Genomic DNA, 15316 nt, shown 5'->3' on the forward strand with positions numbered 1-15316 from the left:
TACCTCCTATTTCTTCTTTCGTATAACCGAGAGCTTCAGGCCCTCCAGGCGCTGGATGATGACCTCCTCTCTCTCTTGAATGGGCCCCTCCAGGCTGACGGCCTCCCACAGCTCGCCGTGGGCCAGGACAGTGCCCCCGGGGTTAAGGGGGGTCTTGGCCACCGCTGTAATGCCGGCCATGCCCTCCCTCCCTGTCTGCTGAGGTTGGCGGTGGGTGCGCACTACCGCGGAGATGGCGAAGAAGAAGAACGCCCCCAGACCCAGGGCCATCCCCACCACCAGCCAGCGGTTGACGGTGAAGGCAGTTCCGCTAAAGAGCAGAAAGGAGCCCATCAGCATGGAAGTTACACCTCCTGCGGCCAGAAGGCCGTGACTGGGGACAAAGGCCTCCGCCACCAGCATAGCGAAGGCCAGGAACATAAGCAATACCCCTGTCCAGGAGGCCCCCAGTATCCCCAGGGAGTATAGGGAGAGGAACAGGGCAATCCCACCCACCACCCCCGGGAGGATGGCCCCAGGGTTGGAGAACTCCACCGCTATCCCCAGGAGGGCCAGGGAAAGGAGGATATAGGCAATATTGGGGTCGCTGATAGCGTGGAGGAAGCGCTCGGCAAAGGTCATGGGGACTCGGTTTACTTCCGCCCCACGGGTGTGTAGGGTGGTCGTTGCATAGCCACTGAGGGTTATCTGGCGCCCCTCCAGCCTGTCCAGGAGTTCAGAGAGGTTTTCCGCCCGCAGGTCAATGAGGTTCAGTTCCAGGGCCTCATTGTCAGTCTTGGCCAGGCTCTGGCGCACCATGTCTTCCGCCGCTTCCACATTCCTCCGGCGCTCCTGGGCGATGCTGCGGATGGTGGAAGCCAGGGCGTTGACAAGCTTCTCCTCCTGGGGCTGGGGGAGCTCATCGGCACCGCCTATGGTAACCGGGTGGGCGGCGCCGATGAAGGTCCCCGGGGCCATGGCGGCGACGTGGCCGGCCAGGGTGATAAAGGCCCCCGCCGACCCCGCCCAGGCCCCGGCAGGGGAGACATAGACAACTACCGGCACCGTGCTGTTGAGGATGGCCTCTACGATGACCTGTGTGGTGGTGGTCAGCCCGCCGGGGGTGTCCAGCTCAATTACCAGGGCCTGGGCCCCGTCCTGGGCATGGTCTATCCCTCGCTGGATATAGTCGGCCACCACGGGGACGATGGAGCCATTCACCTTTATCACATCTACCCGGGGAGGGGCCCCCTCGGCCTCCAGGGGCAAAAGGAAGGCCACCGCTAGCAGAAAGAAAGCCAGGTAAAGTCTTCTCATGCCTGTGCCTATTATATGGCACAGTATGCCGGAGTGCCAGCCTCAAGAGTTAAATTCATCACCGGGTTCCGGTTGAAGGGGCGGTGGTCTCGGAGTAGAATATTCCGAGCATGGAAAGGTGTAAGGGGATGCGGGACCTCCTCCCGCAGGATATGGAAAAGTTCCGCCGCCTGGAGGGGGTCTTCCGGGATGTCTGCCGGCGCTGGGGCTACGGGGAGGTGAGGACCCCGGTCCTGGAATACCTCCATCTCTTCACCACAGCAGGGACCCTCACCCCGGGGATGCTCTCCCGGGTCTATTCCTTTCTGGACTGGGATGGCTGGAGCGGGGAGAGGGTGGTCCTCCGCCCCGATGGCACCATCCCCACGGCCCGCCTTTTCCTCTCCGAAGTAGGAAAGGACCCGGCCCGCCTTTTCTATGTGGAGAATGTGTTTTCCTTTGAGGAGACGGGCCGGGAGGCGAGGGAAAGGTGGCAGTGTGGGGTGGAGTTCATCGGCGGGCCGTCCCCCCAGGCGGAAGGGGAACTGGTCTCCCTGGCCCTGGAGGTGCTGGTGAGGCTGGGGTTTTCGGCCACGGTGAAGCTGACTCACCAGGGGTTTCTCAAGGCCCTCCTGGGGGAGGTGGGGGAGGACCTCTTTCCCCGCCTCCTGGAAGGGGAGGGTCTCTCCACTTTACAGCCCTCCCGTCCGGAGATGGAGAGGGCTATGCCCCTCCTCTTCGGCACGAAGGGCACGGGTCCGGGATACCTGAAAAACCTGAAGGCTCTTCTCCTGCCCTCCTTTCCCTCCTTGAGGGAGAGCCTGGAGGACTTCTCCCGCGTGGCCCAGCTCCTCTCGGGGGCGGGGATTGCATACGAGATAGATATGGGGAATGGAAAGGGCTTTGAATACTATACCGGGGTGGTCTTTCAGTTCTACATCGGCGGGGAGCGGGTGGGGGGAGGGGGGAGGTACAATAATCTCCTCCCCCTGCTGGGGAGGAAAGACATCCCCGCTGCCGGCTTAGCCCTCTATCTGGAGCCCCTGCTGGCCAGGATGGAAGTCTCCCTCCCCCGCCCCTCGGTGCTGGTGGTGAGGTCTCCCACCCCCCGGGGGCAGGGGAGGGCCTTTGCCCTGGCCCGGGAGCTACGGGCCTCGGGCTACAGGGTGGAGATGGAATGCTCCGCCTCCCCGCCCCACTTCCTTATTGAGGTGGGGAATGGCTTTACCGTGGCCGGACCCTCGGGGGAGGTGGTCCGGCTGCCCTCGCTGAAGAGACTTCTCGCTTTCCTGGAGGAGATGGGTGCCGTTAAAGCTGGCCCTGCCTAAAGGGAGGCTTCAGCCCCTGCTATCTTCCTGGCTTGGGGGCTGGGGTCTGGAGGGGTATGAGGCCACTTCCCGTTCCTATCGCCCCTCTTCCCGCCTCCACCCCCAGCTTCAGCTCAAGGTCTTCCAGGAGAGGGATATACCTATCCAGGTGGCGGTGGGGAACTATGACCTGGGAATCTGTGGCCGGGACTGGGTGGAGGAACTGCTGGTCCGCTACCCCCAGAGCCCCCTGGTCCGGGTCCGGGAGGTGGGCTCCGGCGGGGGGGGGCTCTATCTGGCCAGTTCTATTTTCTCCCCCCTTTCCTCGGCCTCGGAGATGGCGGGACACCCGGGCCCCCTGCGCCTGGTCAGCGAATACCCCAATCTGGCCGAAGCGGTGGCCCTCCGGCTCCGCCTCCGGCGCTTTCAGGTCTTTCCCCTGTGGGGGGCGGCGGAGGTCTATCCGCCGGAGACGGCAGACCTGGTGGTCATGGCCTCGGCCTCGGAGGACGACCTGAGGGATAGGGGCCTGTGTCCCCTGCTGCCCCTCCTCCCCGCCTCCACCTGCCTCATCGCCTACCGCCCTAGCTGGGAGGGGAAGGACCTGGGGGAGGTCCTGGCCGGTTTCCCCCCTGCTCTCCAGGAAGGGGCCCTCAAGAGTGGGGGGGCTTCCACGGCAGCAGGGGCAGCCTTCCCTCCCGGCCTGGCAGTCCTGGCCCTCCCCGATGGCCACCAGCAGCCCCCCACCCTGGAGTTGCTGCGCCGGGCGGGCCTCCCTGCGGATAGCTACTCCCAGGGGGAGAGGCGCTTCCTCTGGGAGGGGGTGGCGGTGAAGGTGCTGCGTCCCCAGGATATGCCCATCCAGGTGGCCAACGGCAATCTGGACCTGGCCATCACCGGCCAGGACTGGCTCCGGGACCACCTCTGCCGCTTCCCGGGGAGCCCGGTAAAGGAGTACCTTGCCCTGGGCTTCGGCCAGGTGAAGGTGGTGGCGGTGGTGGGGCCCCAGACCGAGGCAAGCAGTCCCGAAGAACTGCGGGGGGCCTTCCCGGTGCTGAGGGTGGCCTCGGAGTATGTGAACCTGGCCGATAGATATGCCACGGATAAGCACCTCGGCCCCTACCGGATTATCCCCACCTGGGGTGCCAGCGAGGCCTTCTTGCCCGAGGATGCCGACCTGTTGATAGAAAACACCCAGACCGGCCGCACCCTGGCCCGCCACGGGTTGAAGATTATTGATACCCTGCTTGAGTCCTCCGCCTGCCTTATCGGCCCCAGAGAGCTCCCCCCGAAAAAGCGGGTAAGGGTGGAGGCCCTGGTGGAGGCCTTCCGCCGGGGGGCGGGGGGATAGATGCCTTCCCTGGCCCTCCACCTGGGGGTGGCCCTGGAGGCGGCCCCTGCCCTGGGGTGGACGGAGGAGGAGTTGGCCAGCTATCTCCTGGGCTCTACCCTCCCCGACATCAGCCTCTTCCTGCCCCTGGAGCGGGAGGAGACCCATTTTGTCAGCCTTTCTTCCCTGCCCGGGGAGGGGGAGATGGAGGGGGGCCTGCTGAGAGCTTTCGGTCCCGTCGGTGGCCTGGAAAGGGCACTGGAGGCGGGCTACCTCTGCCACCTGGAGATGGACCTGCTGTGGGTAAGGGAGATTTTTCACCCCCTTTTTGGGCCCCGCTCCCCCCTCCGGGAGGACCCCCTGGCCCACGTGAAGGACCGGGCCCTTCAATATGAGCTGGACCGCCGGCAGAGGGAGGAACGGGCCACCATGGACCGGGTGCGCCAGCTCCTCGCCCTGACGCCACCTGTGAACGCCCCGCCCTTTTTGGGGGGGGACAGCCTGGAGGCCTGGCAGGGGTTTATCCTCAAGGCCACGGCCAGCCAGCGGGGCTGGGCCCGCTTCTCCGGCTTCGCCCAGCGCTACTTGGTCCAGAGGGGCAGGGTGGGCTCCCGGGAACTGAAGGAGTTCCTGGCCTCTCTCCCCGCCTCCGCGGACGCTCTCATAGCCTATGTGGGCGAGGCAAACCTCCAGGCCTTCAGGGAGAGGGCAGTGGCCTGTTCGGTAGAAGCCGTGCGGGTATATCTCCAGTGAAGATACTGAGCAGCCAGCAGGCGCGGGCCCTTCTGGAACGGCCGCCCCTGGAAGGCTACAGGCTTCCCCCCCAGGTGAGGGCAAGGATTAAGAAGGCCTTTGGCCACAGCCTCCAGCCCCGGGGGGTGGTGGAGCGGATAATAGACGGGGTGAGGAAGCGGGGCGATGAGGCCCTGCTGGACTTCACCCGCCTTCTGGACGGGGTGGAGCTCCCTTCTCTGGAGGTCCCCCGAGAAGAATGGGAAAGGGCCGTGGAGGGCCTTCCTGCCCCCCTCCTCTCGGCCCTGAAGATGGCGGCGAAGAGAATAGAGGCCTACCACCGCTGTTTCCGTCCCCTCTACCCCATCTCCACTGGGGGTGGGATGGGCTACCGGGTGAGGCCCCTCAAGAGGGTGGGCCTGTATATTCCAGGGGGTATGGCTGCCTATCCCTCTACTGTCTTGATGTCTGCCATCCCGGCCCGGGTGGCGGGGGTGGGGGAGGTGCTGGTGGTTTCCCCGCCCCAGAAGGACGGTTCCCTTCCTGCCCCGGTGCTGGCGGCCTGCTCCCTGGCGGGGGTGAATCGCGTCTTCAGGGTGGGGGGGGCCCAGGCTGTCGCCGCCCTGGCCCTGGGCACCGGGACAGTACCCCGGGTGGACAAGATCTGCGGGCCGGGGGGGCTCTTCGTCCAGCTGGCCAAGAAGCTGGTCTATGGCCTGGTGGATATTGACGGCCTCTACGGCCCCACCGAGGCCGTGCTCCTGGCCGATGAGAGGGCCGCCCCCAGGGCCATCGCCCGGGAGCTCCTGGCCCAGGCAGAACATGACCCCCTGGCCCGGGCCCTCTTCCTTACCTCCTCCCGGAGGCTGGCCCGGGAGGTCTCTCTGGAGGTGGAAGGGAGGCTCCCGGGGCTGGAGAGGAGTGAGATAGTGCGCCAGGCCCTGGACAGGGGCGGGGGCATCGTCCTGGTGAAGGGCTTGGAGGAGGGCATAGGGCTTATCAATGCCTTTGCCCCGGAGCATGTGGCCCTCTTCCTGGAGGAGCCCTGGCCCTGGGTGGAGAAGATAGAGAATGCCGGGGGGATTTTCCTGGGGGCGGTGGGTGCCCTGGGGGACTACATGGCCGGGCCCAGCCACGTCCTGCCCACCGGGGGGACAGCCCGGTTTGCCTCCCCCCTGGGGGTGGGGGACTTCCTCAAGCTGACCTCGGTGGTGGCCCTGGAGGAAAAGGAAAGGAAAAGGCTCTCCCGCCGGGCAGCGGTCATCGCCCGGGCCGAGGGCCTCACCGCCCATGCTGAAGCCATGGAGGAAGATTGAAACCGGAAGAGCTGGTCTGCCGCCGTTTTCAGGCCCTCCGGGTCTACGACCCCACCCGCTCGGTGGAGGCCCTGGCGGAGGAGGTGGGGGTGGCGGTGGCAGGCGTGGTGAAGCTGGACGGCAACGAGAACCCCTACGGCCCCTCCCCCCGGGTGAAGAGGGCCCTGGCCCGCTATCCCTACTTCCATGTCTACCCCGACCCCTACCAGAAGGCCCTCAGAAGGGGCCTCGCCGGCTATGCGGGCGTGGGGGAGGAGTCCATTGTGGCCGGGGCGGGCAGCGACGAGCTCATTGACCTCATCCTGAGGCTCTTTCTGGACCCGGGGGATAGGGTGATGAACCTGCCCCCCACCTTTGGTATGTATCCCTTCAGCACCCTGGTCTGCGGGGGGGAGGTGGTGGAGGTCCCCCGCGATGAGGACTTCCACATAGACCTTGAGGGGGCAAAGAAGGCCATCGGCCCCAGGACCAAGGTGGTCTTCATTGCCTCCCCCAACAATCCCACCGGCGACATCTCCGACAGAAAAACTGTCCAGGCCCTCCTGGAGACGGGGATAATCGTGGTGGTTGATGAGGCCTATTATGAGTTCTGCGGGGAAACGGTGATGCCCCTGGTCTCTAAATATGACAACCTGATTGTCCTGCGCACCTTCAGCAAGTGGGCGGGGCTGGCGGGGCTGAGGCTGGGCTACGGGGTCTTTTCCCCCAGCATCGCCGAATATATCATGAAGATGAAGCCCCCCTACAATATCAATGCCGCTGCCCAGGTGGCCGCCCTGGCATCGCTGAAGGACCTGGAATATCTGAGGGGGAGGGTGGAGGCCATACTGAAGGAAAGGGAGAGGCTCTTCCTTGAGCTTTCCCGCCTCATCTATATGCGCCCCTACCCCTCCCGGGCCAACTTCATCCTGTGCCGGGTGATAGGCGGCAGGGCAAAATACCTGTGGCAGGGGCTGAGACAGCAGGGGGTGTTTGTGCGCTATTTTGATACCCCCAGGCTGAGGAGCTTTGTCCGCATCAGCGTGGGCAGGCCGGAAGACACCGATGCCCTGTTGGCGGCTATTAAGGAGGTGGTCCATGGCTAGGTCGGCCAGGGTGTCACGGGAGACCGGGGAGACAGTGGTGAAGGTGGAGCTGGACCTGGACGGGAGGGGGCAGGGGGAAGTCCAGACCGGCCTCCCCTTCTTTGACCATATGCTCCAGCAGTTGGCCACTCATGGCCTCTTTGACCTCAAGGTGTCGGCCACCGGCCAGGACCAGCACCACAAGGCAGAGGATGTGGCCATCGCCCTGGGCCGTGCCCTCCACCAGGCCCTGGGGGAGAAGGGGGGCATCGCCCGTATGGGCCACGCCCTCGTCCCTATGGATGAGGCCCTGGCCCAGGTGGCGGTGGACCTGGGGGGCAGGGGATATTCCCAGATTGACGCCCCTATCGGAGACGCGGAGGGGATAAAAGGTGACCTGATAGCCCACTTCCTGGAAAGCCTGGCCCGGGAGGGGCGCTTCAACCTCCATGCCCAGGTGCGGGGCCAAAACGACCACCACAAGGCCGAGGCCCTCTTCAAGGCCCTGGCCCGTGCCCTCGCCTCCGCCACCCGCATAGAAAAGCGCCGCCTCGGTCGGCCTCCCAGCACCAAGGGCGTAATAGGCTAGGACCCCGAAGAATTTGCTTCGCTCGGTTTTTCCCCGTGCGTGGGGCAGCTTATTCTTGGGTTCTTGTGCTACAATTGGACGATGGGAGGCAGGGCTGTGCTAAGAAGGTTTCGGGTAATCCTGGAGCCCAATGAACTGGGCGGATATACGGTTGCTGCCCCATTGCTTCCTGGATGCATCAGCGAGGGCGACACCAGGGAAGAAGCCCTGGCAAACATCAAGGAAGCTATAGAACTCTACCTGGAAAGCCTTGAAGCGGATGGGGAGCCCATCCCTGCGGAAGAAGCTGTTGAGGAAGCGGTCGTAGAGGTCACTGTGTGAGGCTTCCCCGGGTTAGCGGGAAGCAGGCCGAGGGGGCACTCCTGCGAGCGGGTTTCGTGATACATCGTATTAGCGGAAGTCATCATATCCTCAAGCACCCTGAAACAGGTCGGAGGGTGACAATACCTTTTCACCGACGAGAGCTTGCCCCCAAGACATTACGCTCCGTCTTGAAGCAAGCGGCCATCAGTGCCGACACGTTTGCCGAACTTCTCTAAGGCACCCCCCTTTGTTCCCTCTTGCGGGACATGGTGTTATTATCTTCTGGCATGAGCATTGCCGAGAACCTGGCCCGGGTCCGGGAGCGGCTAGACCGGGCCTGCCAGAGGGCAGGCCGGCTTCCCGAGGAGATAACCCTGGTGGCGGTCGCCAAGGGGGTGGGGCCGGAGAAGATACTGGAGGCCCACTCCCTGGGTATAAGGCATTTCGGCGAGAACCGGGTCCAGGAGGTCCAGGGGAAGATATCCGGCCTCAAGCACCTTGACATAACCTGGCGCATGGTGGGCCATCTCCAGACCAACAAGGCGAAGCTGGCCCTGGAGCTCTTTCATACTGTGGACAGCGTGGACTCCCTCCTCCTGGCCCAGGCCCTCAGCCGGAGGGCCCTGGCTCCCCTCCCCATCATGCTGGAGGTCAATGTCTCCGGGGAGGCCACCAAGTTCGGCTTTCTACCTGAGGCCCTCCCCCTGGCCCTGGAGGAGATTGCCCGCCTTCCCAACCTGGAGGTGAGGGGCCTGATGACGGTGGCCCCCCTGGTGAAGGACCCCCAGGAGGTCCGGCCTGTCTTCTCCCGGCTGCGGGGGATGGCCCAGGCCCTGGGGCTCAAAGAGCTCTCCATGGGGATGAGCGACGACTTTGAGGTAGCCATAGAGGAGGGGGCCACCCAGGTCCGCCTGGGCCGGGCCATCTTCGGCCCAATGGCATGGTGATATAATACTCCGCAACTAGGGGGTGAAGATGAAGATTGCTTTTCTAGGTTGTGGGGCAATGGGGGAGGCGATGATCTCTCAGGCCCTGGCTAAAGGCGTGGCCAGGCCCCGGGAGATTAGCGTCTTCGACACCAACCCCCTCCGCCCTAAAGAGCTCAAGAAGACCTATGGCCTGACGGCCAGCGAAAGCAACCCCCAGGCGGTGAAGGGGGTGGGGCTGGTCGTCCTGGCCGTTCTCCCCCAGAACTTGCCCTCCCTTGTGGAGGAGTTGAAGGGGAAGCTGGAGGAGGACCAGCTGGTCCTCTCCATCGTGGCCCGGGCCTCGCTGGCCACCCTTTCGGGGGGGCTGGGGCACCAGGCGTTGGTCCGGGTTATGCCCAACATTGCGGTGCGGGTAGGGGAGGCCATGAGCCTCTGGACCGCCACCCCCCAGGTTACCCCCGCCCAGAAATTAAGGGCCCGGCGCTTTCTCCAGGCCCTGGGCAAAGAGCTCTTTACGGCTGAGGAAAGGTACCTGGACATGGCCACCGCCCTTTCCGGCAGTGGCCCGGCCTATGTCTTTCTATTTCTGGAGGCCCTGGTGGATGCCGGTGTCCACATCGGGCTCCCCCGGGAGCTCTCCCATGAGCTGGCCCTCCAGACCCTCCTGGGGTCGGCCCGCATGGCCCAGGCGCTGGAAAAGCACCCCGCCGAGCTCAGGAACCTGGTCACCTCCCCCGGGGGCACCACCGCCGAGGCCCTCCTCCGGCTGGAGGAGGGGGGTTTCCGCGGGCTGGTGAACCGGGCCGTCCTGGCCGCCTACGAGAAGATAAAGGCCCTGGGCAAGTCCTAGGCTGGGCTATCGTTGTCTCCTTTTCTATGATAAAATAAACCCTCTGGATGAGGGTTATCGCGGGAGAGGCCAAGGGGAAACCCCTGAAGGCACCTAAGGCCATCCGTCCCACCACGGACCTGGTAAAAGGGGCTATTTTCTCCATGCTGGAGGCCCTGGGTGGGGGGTGGGAGCGGGTCCTGGACCTCTACTCCGGCAGCGGTGCCCTGGGGATTGAGGCCCTCTCCCGGGGGGCGGAGTGGGCCGACTTTGTGGAGAGGGAGCCCAGGAACTGTTCCGTCATAAAGGATAACCTGGAGAAGACGGGGTTCAAGGAGCGTTCTCATGTCTATTGTTGCTCGGTGAAGCGGGCCCTGGAATTTCTGGAAGGGGACTATGACCTGGTGCTGATGGACCCCCCATATGCCATGCCTGGCCTGGAGGGGCTGGTGGGGGAGGTGGCACTCTTCCCCCGCCTCAAGAAGGGGTCTTTCCTGGTTGTGTCCCACTCCTCCCGCACCCCCCTGCCCCCCCAGTTTGGTGGGCTGGCGAGATTAAAGGAGCGCCAGCATGGAGATACCACCATCTCCATCTATCAAAAGGGGGCCCCATGACCGTCGCGGTCTACCCGGGGAGCTTTGACCCGGTGACCAACGGCCATCTGGACATCGCCAGCCGGGCAGCCGGGCTCTTTGACCGCCTTATCCTGGCCGTCTATGAGACCCCGCCCAAGGCCGTCCTTTTCTCTCTCCAGGAGAGGCTGGACATGCTGCGCCGGGCCTGTTCCTCTTTACCTGAGGTGCAGGTGGTGGCCTTCAGCGGGCTCATCATTGACTACTGCCGCCGGGCGGGGGCCAAGGTCATCGTCCGGGGGCTGAGGATGACCTCCGACTTTGAGCGGGAGTTTGAGATGGCCCTCATGAACAAGAACCTGGCCCCGGAGATTGAGGTGGTCTGCCTTATGGCCCGAACCGAGTACCAGTTCCTGAGCTCCAGCCTGGTCAAGGAAGTAGCCGGCCTGGGGGGCTCCATCGAGAGCCTGGTCCCGCCCCACGTGGCTTCAGCCCTCCAGGCTAAGCTTCCCCGGCTGAAGGAAATTCAAACAGGCCAAAAAGGAGGTTAAAGCATGGCGTACAAGATTACCGAGGATTGCATAAACTGCGGCGCCTGTGAGCCGGAATGCCCCAACTCGGCTATCACCGAGGGGGACCCTGTCTATGTGATTGACCCCAATAAGTGCACGGAGTGCATAGGGCACTTTGAAAGCTCACGCTGCGCCGCCGTCTGCCCTGTGGATTGCTGTGTCCCCGACCCCGCCCACAAGGAGACCAAGGAGCAGCTCTTGGCCAGGTTCAAGAAGCTCAACCCCGAGAAGACCCCCAAGCTCTTTAGCTGAAGGGCCGGAGCCCTTCCTCCTCTCAGGCCCTTGAGAAAGGGGCCTTCCTCCTTTTTTTAGGAAAGGAAGCGGTAGAGGAACTGGAGGAGGAGGATGGCGATGAGGGGGGTGATGTCCAGCATGCCGACCCGGGGGACAACCCGCCTCAGGGGGGCCAGGATGGGTTCGGTGATGGTATTGAGAAAGCTTGTTATGGGGTTGGTGGCGGGTAAGGGGAACCAGGAGAGCAGGGCCCTGGCGATGATGGCGAAGGTAAGCACCTGAACCAGATAGCGCAGGTAGGTGTAGAAGAGTTCCAATCTATATCCAGCCGTAGCGCAAGATGGTGATAAGGGCTGATGTGCCTTCAGACATGAGTCTATTTTAGTTCCTTCTGCCCCTATGTCAAGTGGAGACCGGATATGGGATATAATTGAGAAGATATGGAGGAAAGGACCAAAGCCTGGAGGCAGGCCCTGGAGAAGGCGCGGGGGGAGCTTCCGAAGCACAGCCCCTATGTCCTGGGGGCCAAAAGCGGGTGCGACTTCAGGGAAGGGGAGTTCCTTCTTCCCTTCTTCCACAGGAGATACCGCATCTCTTTCCCCAAGGGTGAGGCAAGGGAGGAAGGAGGGGGAGAGCCCGCTATCTGGCTCAGAATCCTTTTCCTCCATTACCTCCTCACCGCCGATGGCACCCCTGTGGCCGATGCCTGGATTGCCTACCGCCATCTGCCCGGGGCGGAGCTCTTTGAGGGCCGTTTCGTGAACATGGCCATAAGGCCCCTGGTCCAGGCTTTTGGCCAGGACCTGGAGGGCTTTAAGCGGGCCGCCGAGGCCCTGGGGGGGGTGCCCATGAGCCGGACCGGGGATGCCGCCTTTTACTTCCTGGCCCTCCCTCATCTCCCAATGGCCTGCGTCCTCTACCTGGGGGATGAAGAGGTCTCCCCCTCGGTAAGTACCCTCTTTGATGCCAGCGCGCCCCATTATCTCCCCACCGAGGACCTTTCCTTGCTGGGGAGCTACCTCTCTCAGGCCCTCAGGAGCCACAGGCAATGCTCTCCCTGATTATCCCTACCTATAACGAGAGGGGGAACATTCGTCCCCTCTGGGAGGGCCTTTGCCGGCACCTGGAGGACTTTGAGGCCATCTTTGTGGATGACAATAGCCCCGATGGCACCGCCCGGGAGATAGAAGGCCTCCAGGACCCCAGGGCCAGGCTCCTTTCCCGGCCCCGGAAGCTGGGGCTGGGCTCGGCGGTGGTAGCGGGCCTGGACCTGGCCCGGGGGGAATATATCGGCATGATGGACGCCGACCTCTCCCACCGCCCCGAGGATGTGGCCAGGCTCTACCGGGCGGCCAGAGAGGCGGATATTACCATCGGCTCCCGCTATGTCCCTGGGGGGAGGATTGTGGGCTGGCCCCCGAGGAGGAAGATTATCAGCCGGGGGGCCACCCTCCTGGCCCGGCTCCTCTTATGGATGAGGGTGAAAGACCCCCTCTCGGGCCTGGCCATCTACCGGCGGGGGGTCCTGGAAGGCCTCCGGGGCAGGCTTTCCCCCCGGGGCTACAAGCTCTTGCTGGAGGTGCTGGCCAGGGACCGGAGAAGCCGGGTCCAGGAGGTGCCCATAACCTTCGTGGAGAGGGCCCACGGCCAGTCCAAGCTGGACCAGGGGGAGTTCACGGCCTTTCTCCGCCTCCTCTGGGAGCTAAGGGGCCGCGGGTCCTGAATCGTTGCCTGAGCGGATGGCACCCCGCAGCTCCCGGGCGAGCTCCCGCTTCAGCTCTTCGGTGACCAGTCTCTGCTTGAGAATCTGCCAGACCACTGGACAGTGCTCACGGGGAACGCCCGCTATTTGATGGAAGGCCTCGTCGATTCTCCTCCTGTTGGCATGGGTCACCACAATGCCCGCCTCGGCAAGGACGTCCTTCATTTGACGGAAATAGCAGGACATCAGGCCCGGGCTCCCCACCACAGCTCCCAGACCTTTCCGAGACATGACACCCCAGGCAAGCTAGCTGGAAACATGGTGACTATTCCGGACTGAGGTGGAGTCCCTCTTTGGCGGGGTCAATGCCAAATACGCTATCAAGCCTAGATTGGGCGGAGAGAAATCATTCGCCAATGTAGGCGATGTCTACGCAAGTTCCTTTCACAATAAACAACCCCGAAGATTCAATATTGATTACGACCTCATCATCTGAAAGAGCCGAGCCTTTTAGTGCAAATATGGGCTTAGTCACTTCTTGTATCTTCGCCACAACGACATACTCACCATATGATTTCTGCATAAAAAGTTTATCCAAAATCTGCCTACCACATTCAAGCTCCAATACGCAATAAAAGCCACTTGCGTAGTCCCAGATGCTAAAGCGAATAAAGGTTATTCCATCGCGATTGAACACATCATCAAGATAAGAATCCCCTCTAAACAAAGTTGGTTTGCCTGTAATCAATCGTTCCTGTGCTTGTAGTGTGTAAGTCAAATTTTCTCCCCAGTCAGTTGTTGCTTGGTATTTGTCTGCAAGCTCTTTGGCAATCTCATTGCCCTTCGTTACTTTTTCCTGCCTAGCTGTATCCACTTTGGAAGAGCCACAGCCAGCCAGAGGAACCAGAACGATTAGCAACATCAAGATGACTGTAAATCGTTTCATGTCTCACCTGCCTTTCTCTTCTTGATTCTTGCCTGGCTTCATACCAGACCTTGCTGAACGCCTTGAGAGCGGGAAGTCCGCCGGCGTTTGCTATCTCAGGCCATATAGAGGTGTTCACTCAAACCGCCCCGTTTCAAAATTGTATGGAGGATAGGGAGTCGGTGACCGACCCGTTACTGGATACTGCTCTGGCATGTATAGGGGATATGGAGTGGGAGACATTCCCGATTGCGGTATAAGGTCATAGAGACCCGTCTCAGGGTTATACGGCCCCCGCTGGAATGGGGGATAGGGGGTGGGGGTAGGATTCCGAGTAGTGAGCGAGGATGCAAACTTACTGTAGACGAGTATGCCCAAAGTTACTGCCAGGATGATGCCGACAGCCAGTGCCAGGGCTACCCAGATGTCATGCCGTCTTAGCTCCTCCACCACTGCCCCAGGATGCCCCACAAGGGCTACCGCAAGCAAGAACAGCACTGCGGCAGCGATATCAATGAATAGCCACAGGTCACGCGACAAGTTAACTGGTGCCAGTGGATTATAAAGGACAGCTACGAAGGCGAATACGCCCACAGCCCAGATATGCCCCAAGCGAAGTCCCAGGATGGCTACAAGCACAGCAGCGAAGCTAACTACCCACCTCAGGAGGGTGTAATATGAATACTCCCTATCCCCCAATGCCCCCAAGAGCATGACAGCAGCCCCGACACCAAACAGGGACAACAAGAGCCTTTGCTGGCGTTCCACATCACACCTCCTTTCCCTCGGCGGGGACCTCTCCTTTTTTGCTTCACCCCAAGGGGGGCCTTGCCCATTTTCGTTCAAAGACGAAAGGCTCGGTCAATTTCCGTCTTGGGATGAGCTTAGCCTCCCCACCACAGCTCCCAGCGCAGTCTCAGCAGCACTCTCAGCATCTTGAGGATGGTGCCGGGGATGCGCACCTTGGACTCCAGGTCCTCGTGCCATTCCACCGGGACTTCCTTGACGCGGTAGCCCTTTTTCTCCGCCCGGAGGAGGAGCTCGGTGTCAAAGGACCAGCCCGGGTCCTTCACCCTGGGCAGGACATCCCGGGCCACCTCCGCCTTCATGGCCTTGAACCCGCACTGGGCGTCCTGGACCTTCGACCTGAAGAGTGCCCTGAAAAGCAGGTTGTATCCCCAGGAGTAGAGGCGGCGGCTGAAGGTGCGCCGTATCCGGGAACCGGCCAGGTAGCGGGAGCCGATGGCAATGTCGTAGCCTTCATCCAGGGCCTGGAGGAGCTGGGGGAAGGCCTCCAGGCCCGTGGCCAGGTCTACATCCATGTAACTGAGTATGCCGGCCTGGCCCTGGAGGAAGGCCTGCTTCAGGGCCCTCCCCCTCCCCTTCACCGGCAGGTGGATGAAGGCCACCTCCGGGTATCCCCTGGAGAGCTGGGCGGCAATCTGGAGGGTGGCATCGGTTGAGCCGTTATCGGCGATAAGGATGCGCCAGGGCCTATCAGCCAGGTGTTCCTTCAGGAAGGAGTGGAGGACCCGGATACACCGGGGGAGGTCTATCTCCTCGTTATAGACCGGGATGACCACCTCCACGCTGTTCTTGCTCTTGCTGTCCAGCTTCTCCACCCTGGGGCCAAAATA

General features: G+C 62.5%; 21 protein-coding genes. 15 read left to right on the forward strand and 6 right to left on the reverse strand.

Annotated features, from left to right (window positions below):
* Positions 1-6: 6 nt before the first annotated feature.
* Positions 7-1296: a nodulation protein NfeD gene (locus KJ624_01380; GenBank protein ID MBU2008493.1), complete on the reverse strand. Its 1290-nt coding sequence runs from the start codon at positions 1294-1296 to the stop codon at positions 7-9.
* 110 nt (positions 1297-1406) lie between these two features.
* Here KJ624_01380 and KJ624_01385 point away from each other — a divergent pair, with 110 nt between their 5' ends.
* The 13 genes from KJ624_01385 to KJ624_01445 all read left to right on the forward strand — a co-directional run bounded on the left by KJ624_01385 (position 1407) and on the right by KJ624_01445 (position 11070).
* Complete coding sequence (locus tag KJ624_01385) at positions 1407-2603, forward strand: ATP phosphoribosyltransferase regulatory subunit (GenBank protein MBU2008494.1); 1197 nt, start codon at positions 1407-1409, stop codon at positions 2601-2603.
* Positions 2578-3933: an ATP phosphoribosyltransferase gene (hisG, locus tag KJ624_01390; GenBank protein MBU2008495.1), complete on the forward strand. Its 1356-nt coding sequence runs from the start codon at positions 2578-2580 to the stop codon at positions 3931-3933. Before KJ624_01385 ends, hisG begins: the two co-directional genes overlap by 26 nt.
* Positions 3934-4665, forward strand: a complete 732-nt coding sequence (locus KJ624_01395; protein ID MBU2008496.1) for a hypothetical protein — start codon at positions 3934-3936, stop codon at positions 4663-4665.
* Positions 4662-5960 (forward strand): histidinol dehydrogenase, encoded by a 1299-nt coding sequence (gene hisD / locus KJ624_01400; GenBank protein ID MBU2008497.1) that lies wholly within the window; start codon positions 4662-4664, stop codon positions 5958-5960. Before KJ624_01395 ends, hisD begins: the two co-directional genes overlap by 4 nt.
* A gap of 11 nt (positions 5961-5971) precedes the next feature.
* A complete protein-coding gene (hisC, locus tag KJ624_01405) occupies positions 5972-7045 on the forward strand; it encodes a histidinol-phosphate transaminase (GenBank protein ID MBU2008498.1) in 1074 nt (357 codons plus the stop codon).
* Positions 7038-7613, forward strand: coding sequence for an imidazoleglycerol-phosphate dehydratase (locus tag KJ624_01410; protein ID MBU2008499.1), 576 nt, complete (start codon positions 7038-7040; stop codon positions 7611-7613). Before hisC ends, KJ624_01410 begins: the two co-directional genes overlap by 8 nt.
* Before the next feature lie 81 nt (positions 7614-7694).
* Positions 7695-7934: a type II toxin-antitoxin system HicB family antitoxin gene (locus KJ624_01415; protein MBU2008500.1), complete on the forward strand. Its 240-nt coding sequence runs from the start codon at positions 7695-7697 to the stop codon at positions 7932-7934.
* Positions 7931-8152: a type II toxin-antitoxin system HicA family toxin gene (locus tag KJ624_01420; GenBank protein ID MBU2008501.1), complete on the forward strand. Its 222-nt coding sequence runs from the start codon at positions 7931-7933 to the stop codon at positions 8150-8152. The genes KJ624_01415 and KJ624_01420 overlap by 4 nt, the downstream gene beginning before the upstream one ends.
* Before the next feature lie 51 nt (positions 8153-8203).
* A complete protein-coding gene (locus KJ624_01425) occupies positions 8204-8863 on the forward strand; it encodes a YggS family pyridoxal phosphate-dependent enzyme (protein MBU2008502.1) in 660 nt (219 codons plus the stop codon).
* 22 nt (positions 8864-8885) lie between these two features.
* A complete protein-coding gene (proC, locus tag KJ624_01430; protein MBU2008503.1) occupies positions 8886-9695 on the forward strand; it encodes a pyrroline-5-carboxylate reductase in 810 nt (269 codons plus the stop codon).
* Positions 9696-9742: 47 nt separating this feature from the next.
* Entirely contained in the window at positions 9743-10288 is a 546-nt protein-coding gene (rsmD, locus tag KJ624_01435; GenBank protein ID MBU2008504.1) for a 16S rRNA (guanine(966)-N(2))-methyltransferase RsmD, read from the forward strand.
* Positions 10285-10797, forward strand: coding sequence for a pantetheine-phosphate adenylyltransferase (coaD, locus tag KJ624_01440; protein ID MBU2008505.1), 513 nt, complete (start codon positions 10285-10287; stop codon positions 10795-10797). The genes rsmD and coaD overlap by 4 nt, the downstream gene beginning before the upstream one ends.
* A gap of 3 nt (positions 10798-10800) precedes the next feature.
* Positions 10801-11070: a YfhL family 4Fe-4S dicluster ferredoxin gene (locus KJ624_01445; GenBank protein MBU2008506.1), complete on the forward strand. Its 270-nt coding sequence runs from the start codon at positions 10801-10803 to the stop codon at positions 11068-11070.
* 56 nt (positions 11071-11126) lie between these two features.
* Here the strand turns inward: KJ624_01445 and KJ624_01450 are convergent, their stop codons facing one another.
* Positions 11127-11369, reverse strand: a complete 243-nt coding sequence (locus KJ624_01450; GenBank protein MBU2008507.1) for a YggT family protein — start codon at positions 11367-11369, stop codon at positions 11127-11129.
* A 123-nt stretch (positions 11370-11492) separates the two neighbouring features.
* Here KJ624_01450 and KJ624_01455 point away from each other — a divergent pair, with 123 nt between their 5' ends.
* Positions 11493-12113, forward strand: coding sequence for a DUF3786 domain-containing protein (locus KJ624_01455; GenBank protein MBU2008508.1), 621 nt, complete (start codon positions 11493-11495; stop codon positions 12111-12113).
* Positions 12101-12775 carry a polyprenol monophosphomannose synthase gene (locus tag KJ624_01460; GenBank protein ID MBU2008509.1) on the forward strand — a complete coding sequence of 225 codons (675 nt, stop codon included), beginning with the start codon at positions 12101-12103 and terminating at the stop codon, positions 12773-12775. Before KJ624_01455 ends, KJ624_01460 begins: the two co-directional genes overlap by 13 nt.
* On the opposite strand, the gene KJ624_01465 is transcribed toward KJ624_01460, so the two are convergent.
* The 4 genes from KJ624_01465 to KJ624_01480 all read right to left on the reverse strand — a co-directional run bounded on the left by KJ624_01465 (position 12755) and on the right by KJ624_01480 (position 15301).
* On the reverse strand, positions 12755-13045 hold the full coding sequence (locus tag KJ624_01465; GenBank protein MBU2008510.1) for a hypothetical protein: 291 nt from the start codon (positions 13043-13045) through the stop codon (positions 12755-12757). The genes KJ624_01460 and KJ624_01465 overlap by 21 nt on opposite strands.
* A 115-nt stretch (positions 13046-13160) precedes the next feature.
* The gene (locus KJ624_01470; protein ID MBU2008511.1) at positions 13161-13700 is read right to left on the reverse strand and encodes a hypothetical protein; all 540 of its coding nucleotides are present in this window, start codon (positions 13698-13700) and stop codon (positions 13161-13163) included.
* 114 nt (positions 13701-13814) lie between these two features.
* Positions 13815-14447: a hypothetical protein gene (locus KJ624_01475; protein ID MBU2008512.1), complete on the reverse strand. Its 633-nt coding sequence runs from the start codon at positions 14445-14447 to the stop codon at positions 13815-13817.
* A gap of 116 nt (positions 14448-14563) precedes the next feature.
* Positions 14564-15301: a glycosyltransferase family 2 protein gene (locus KJ624_01480; protein ID MBU2008513.1), complete on the reverse strand. Its 738-nt coding sequence runs from the start codon at positions 15299-15301 to the stop codon at positions 14564-14566.
* Between the last annotated feature and the right edge of the window lie 15 nt (positions 15302-15316).

Source organism: Chloroflexota bacterium, assembly GCA_018825785.1.
In the GTDB taxonomy this organism is placed as follows: domain Bacteria; phylum Chloroflexota; class Dehalococcoidia; order JACVQG01; family JAHKAY01; genus JAHKAY01.

What these genes read in the sequence shown, in the direction of transcription:
- KJ624_01445 (MBU2008506.1), top strand. Translation starts at nt 10,801, where the DNA reads ATGGCGTACAAGATTACCGAGGATTGCATAAACTGCGGCGCCTGTGAG.
- KJ624_01425 (MBU2008502.1), top strand. Translation starts at nt 8,204, where the DNA reads ATGAGCATTGCCGAGAACCTGGCCCGGGTCCGGGAGCGGCTAGACCGG.
- KJ624_01470 (MBU2008511.1), bottom strand. Translation starts at nt 13,700, where the DNA reads ATGAAACGATTTACAGTCATCTTGATGTTGCTAATCGTTCTGGTTCCT.
- KJ624_01410 (MBU2008499.1), top strand. Translation starts at nt 7,038, where the DNA reads ATGGCTAGGTCGGCCAGGGTGTCACGGGAGACCGGGGAGACAGTGGTG.
- coaD (MBU2008505.1), top strand. Translation starts at nt 10,285, where the DNA reads ATGACCGTCGCGGTCTACCCGGGGAGCTTTGACCCGGTGACCAACGGC.
- KJ624_01380 (MBU2008493.1), bottom strand. Translation starts at nt 1,296, where the DNA reads ATGAGAAGACTTTACCTGGCTTTCTTTCTGCTAGCGGTGGCCTTCCTT.
- KJ624_01460 (MBU2008509.1), top strand. Translation starts at nt 12,101, where the DNA reads ATGCTCTCCCTGATTATCCCTACCTATAACGAGAGGGGGAACATTCGT.
- KJ624_01395 (MBU2008496.1), top strand. Translation starts at nt 3,934, where the DNA reads ATGCCTTCCCTGGCCCTCCACCTGGGGGTGGCCCTGGAGGCGGCCCCT.
- KJ624_01465 (MBU2008510.1), bottom strand. Translation starts at nt 13,045, where the DNA reads ATGTCTCGGAAAGGTCTGGGAGCTGTGGTGGGGAGCCCGGGCCTGATG.
- KJ624_01415 (MBU2008500.1), top strand. Translation starts at nt 7,695, where the DNA reads ATGGGAGGCAGGGCTGTGCTAAGAAGGTTTCGGGTAATCCTGGAGCCC.
- rsmD (MBU2008504.1), top strand. Translation starts at nt 9,743, where the DNA reads ATGAGGGTTATCGCGGGAGAGGCCAAGGGGAAACCCCTGAAGGCACCT.
- KJ624_01385 (MBU2008494.1), top strand. Translation starts at nt 1,407, where the DNA reads ATGGAAAGGTGTAAGGGGATGCGGGACCTCCTCCCGCAGGATATGGAA.
- KJ624_01455 (MBU2008508.1), top strand. Translation starts at nt 11,493, where the DNA reads ATGGAGGAAAGGACCAAAGCCTGGAGGCAGGCCCTGGAGAAGGCGCGG.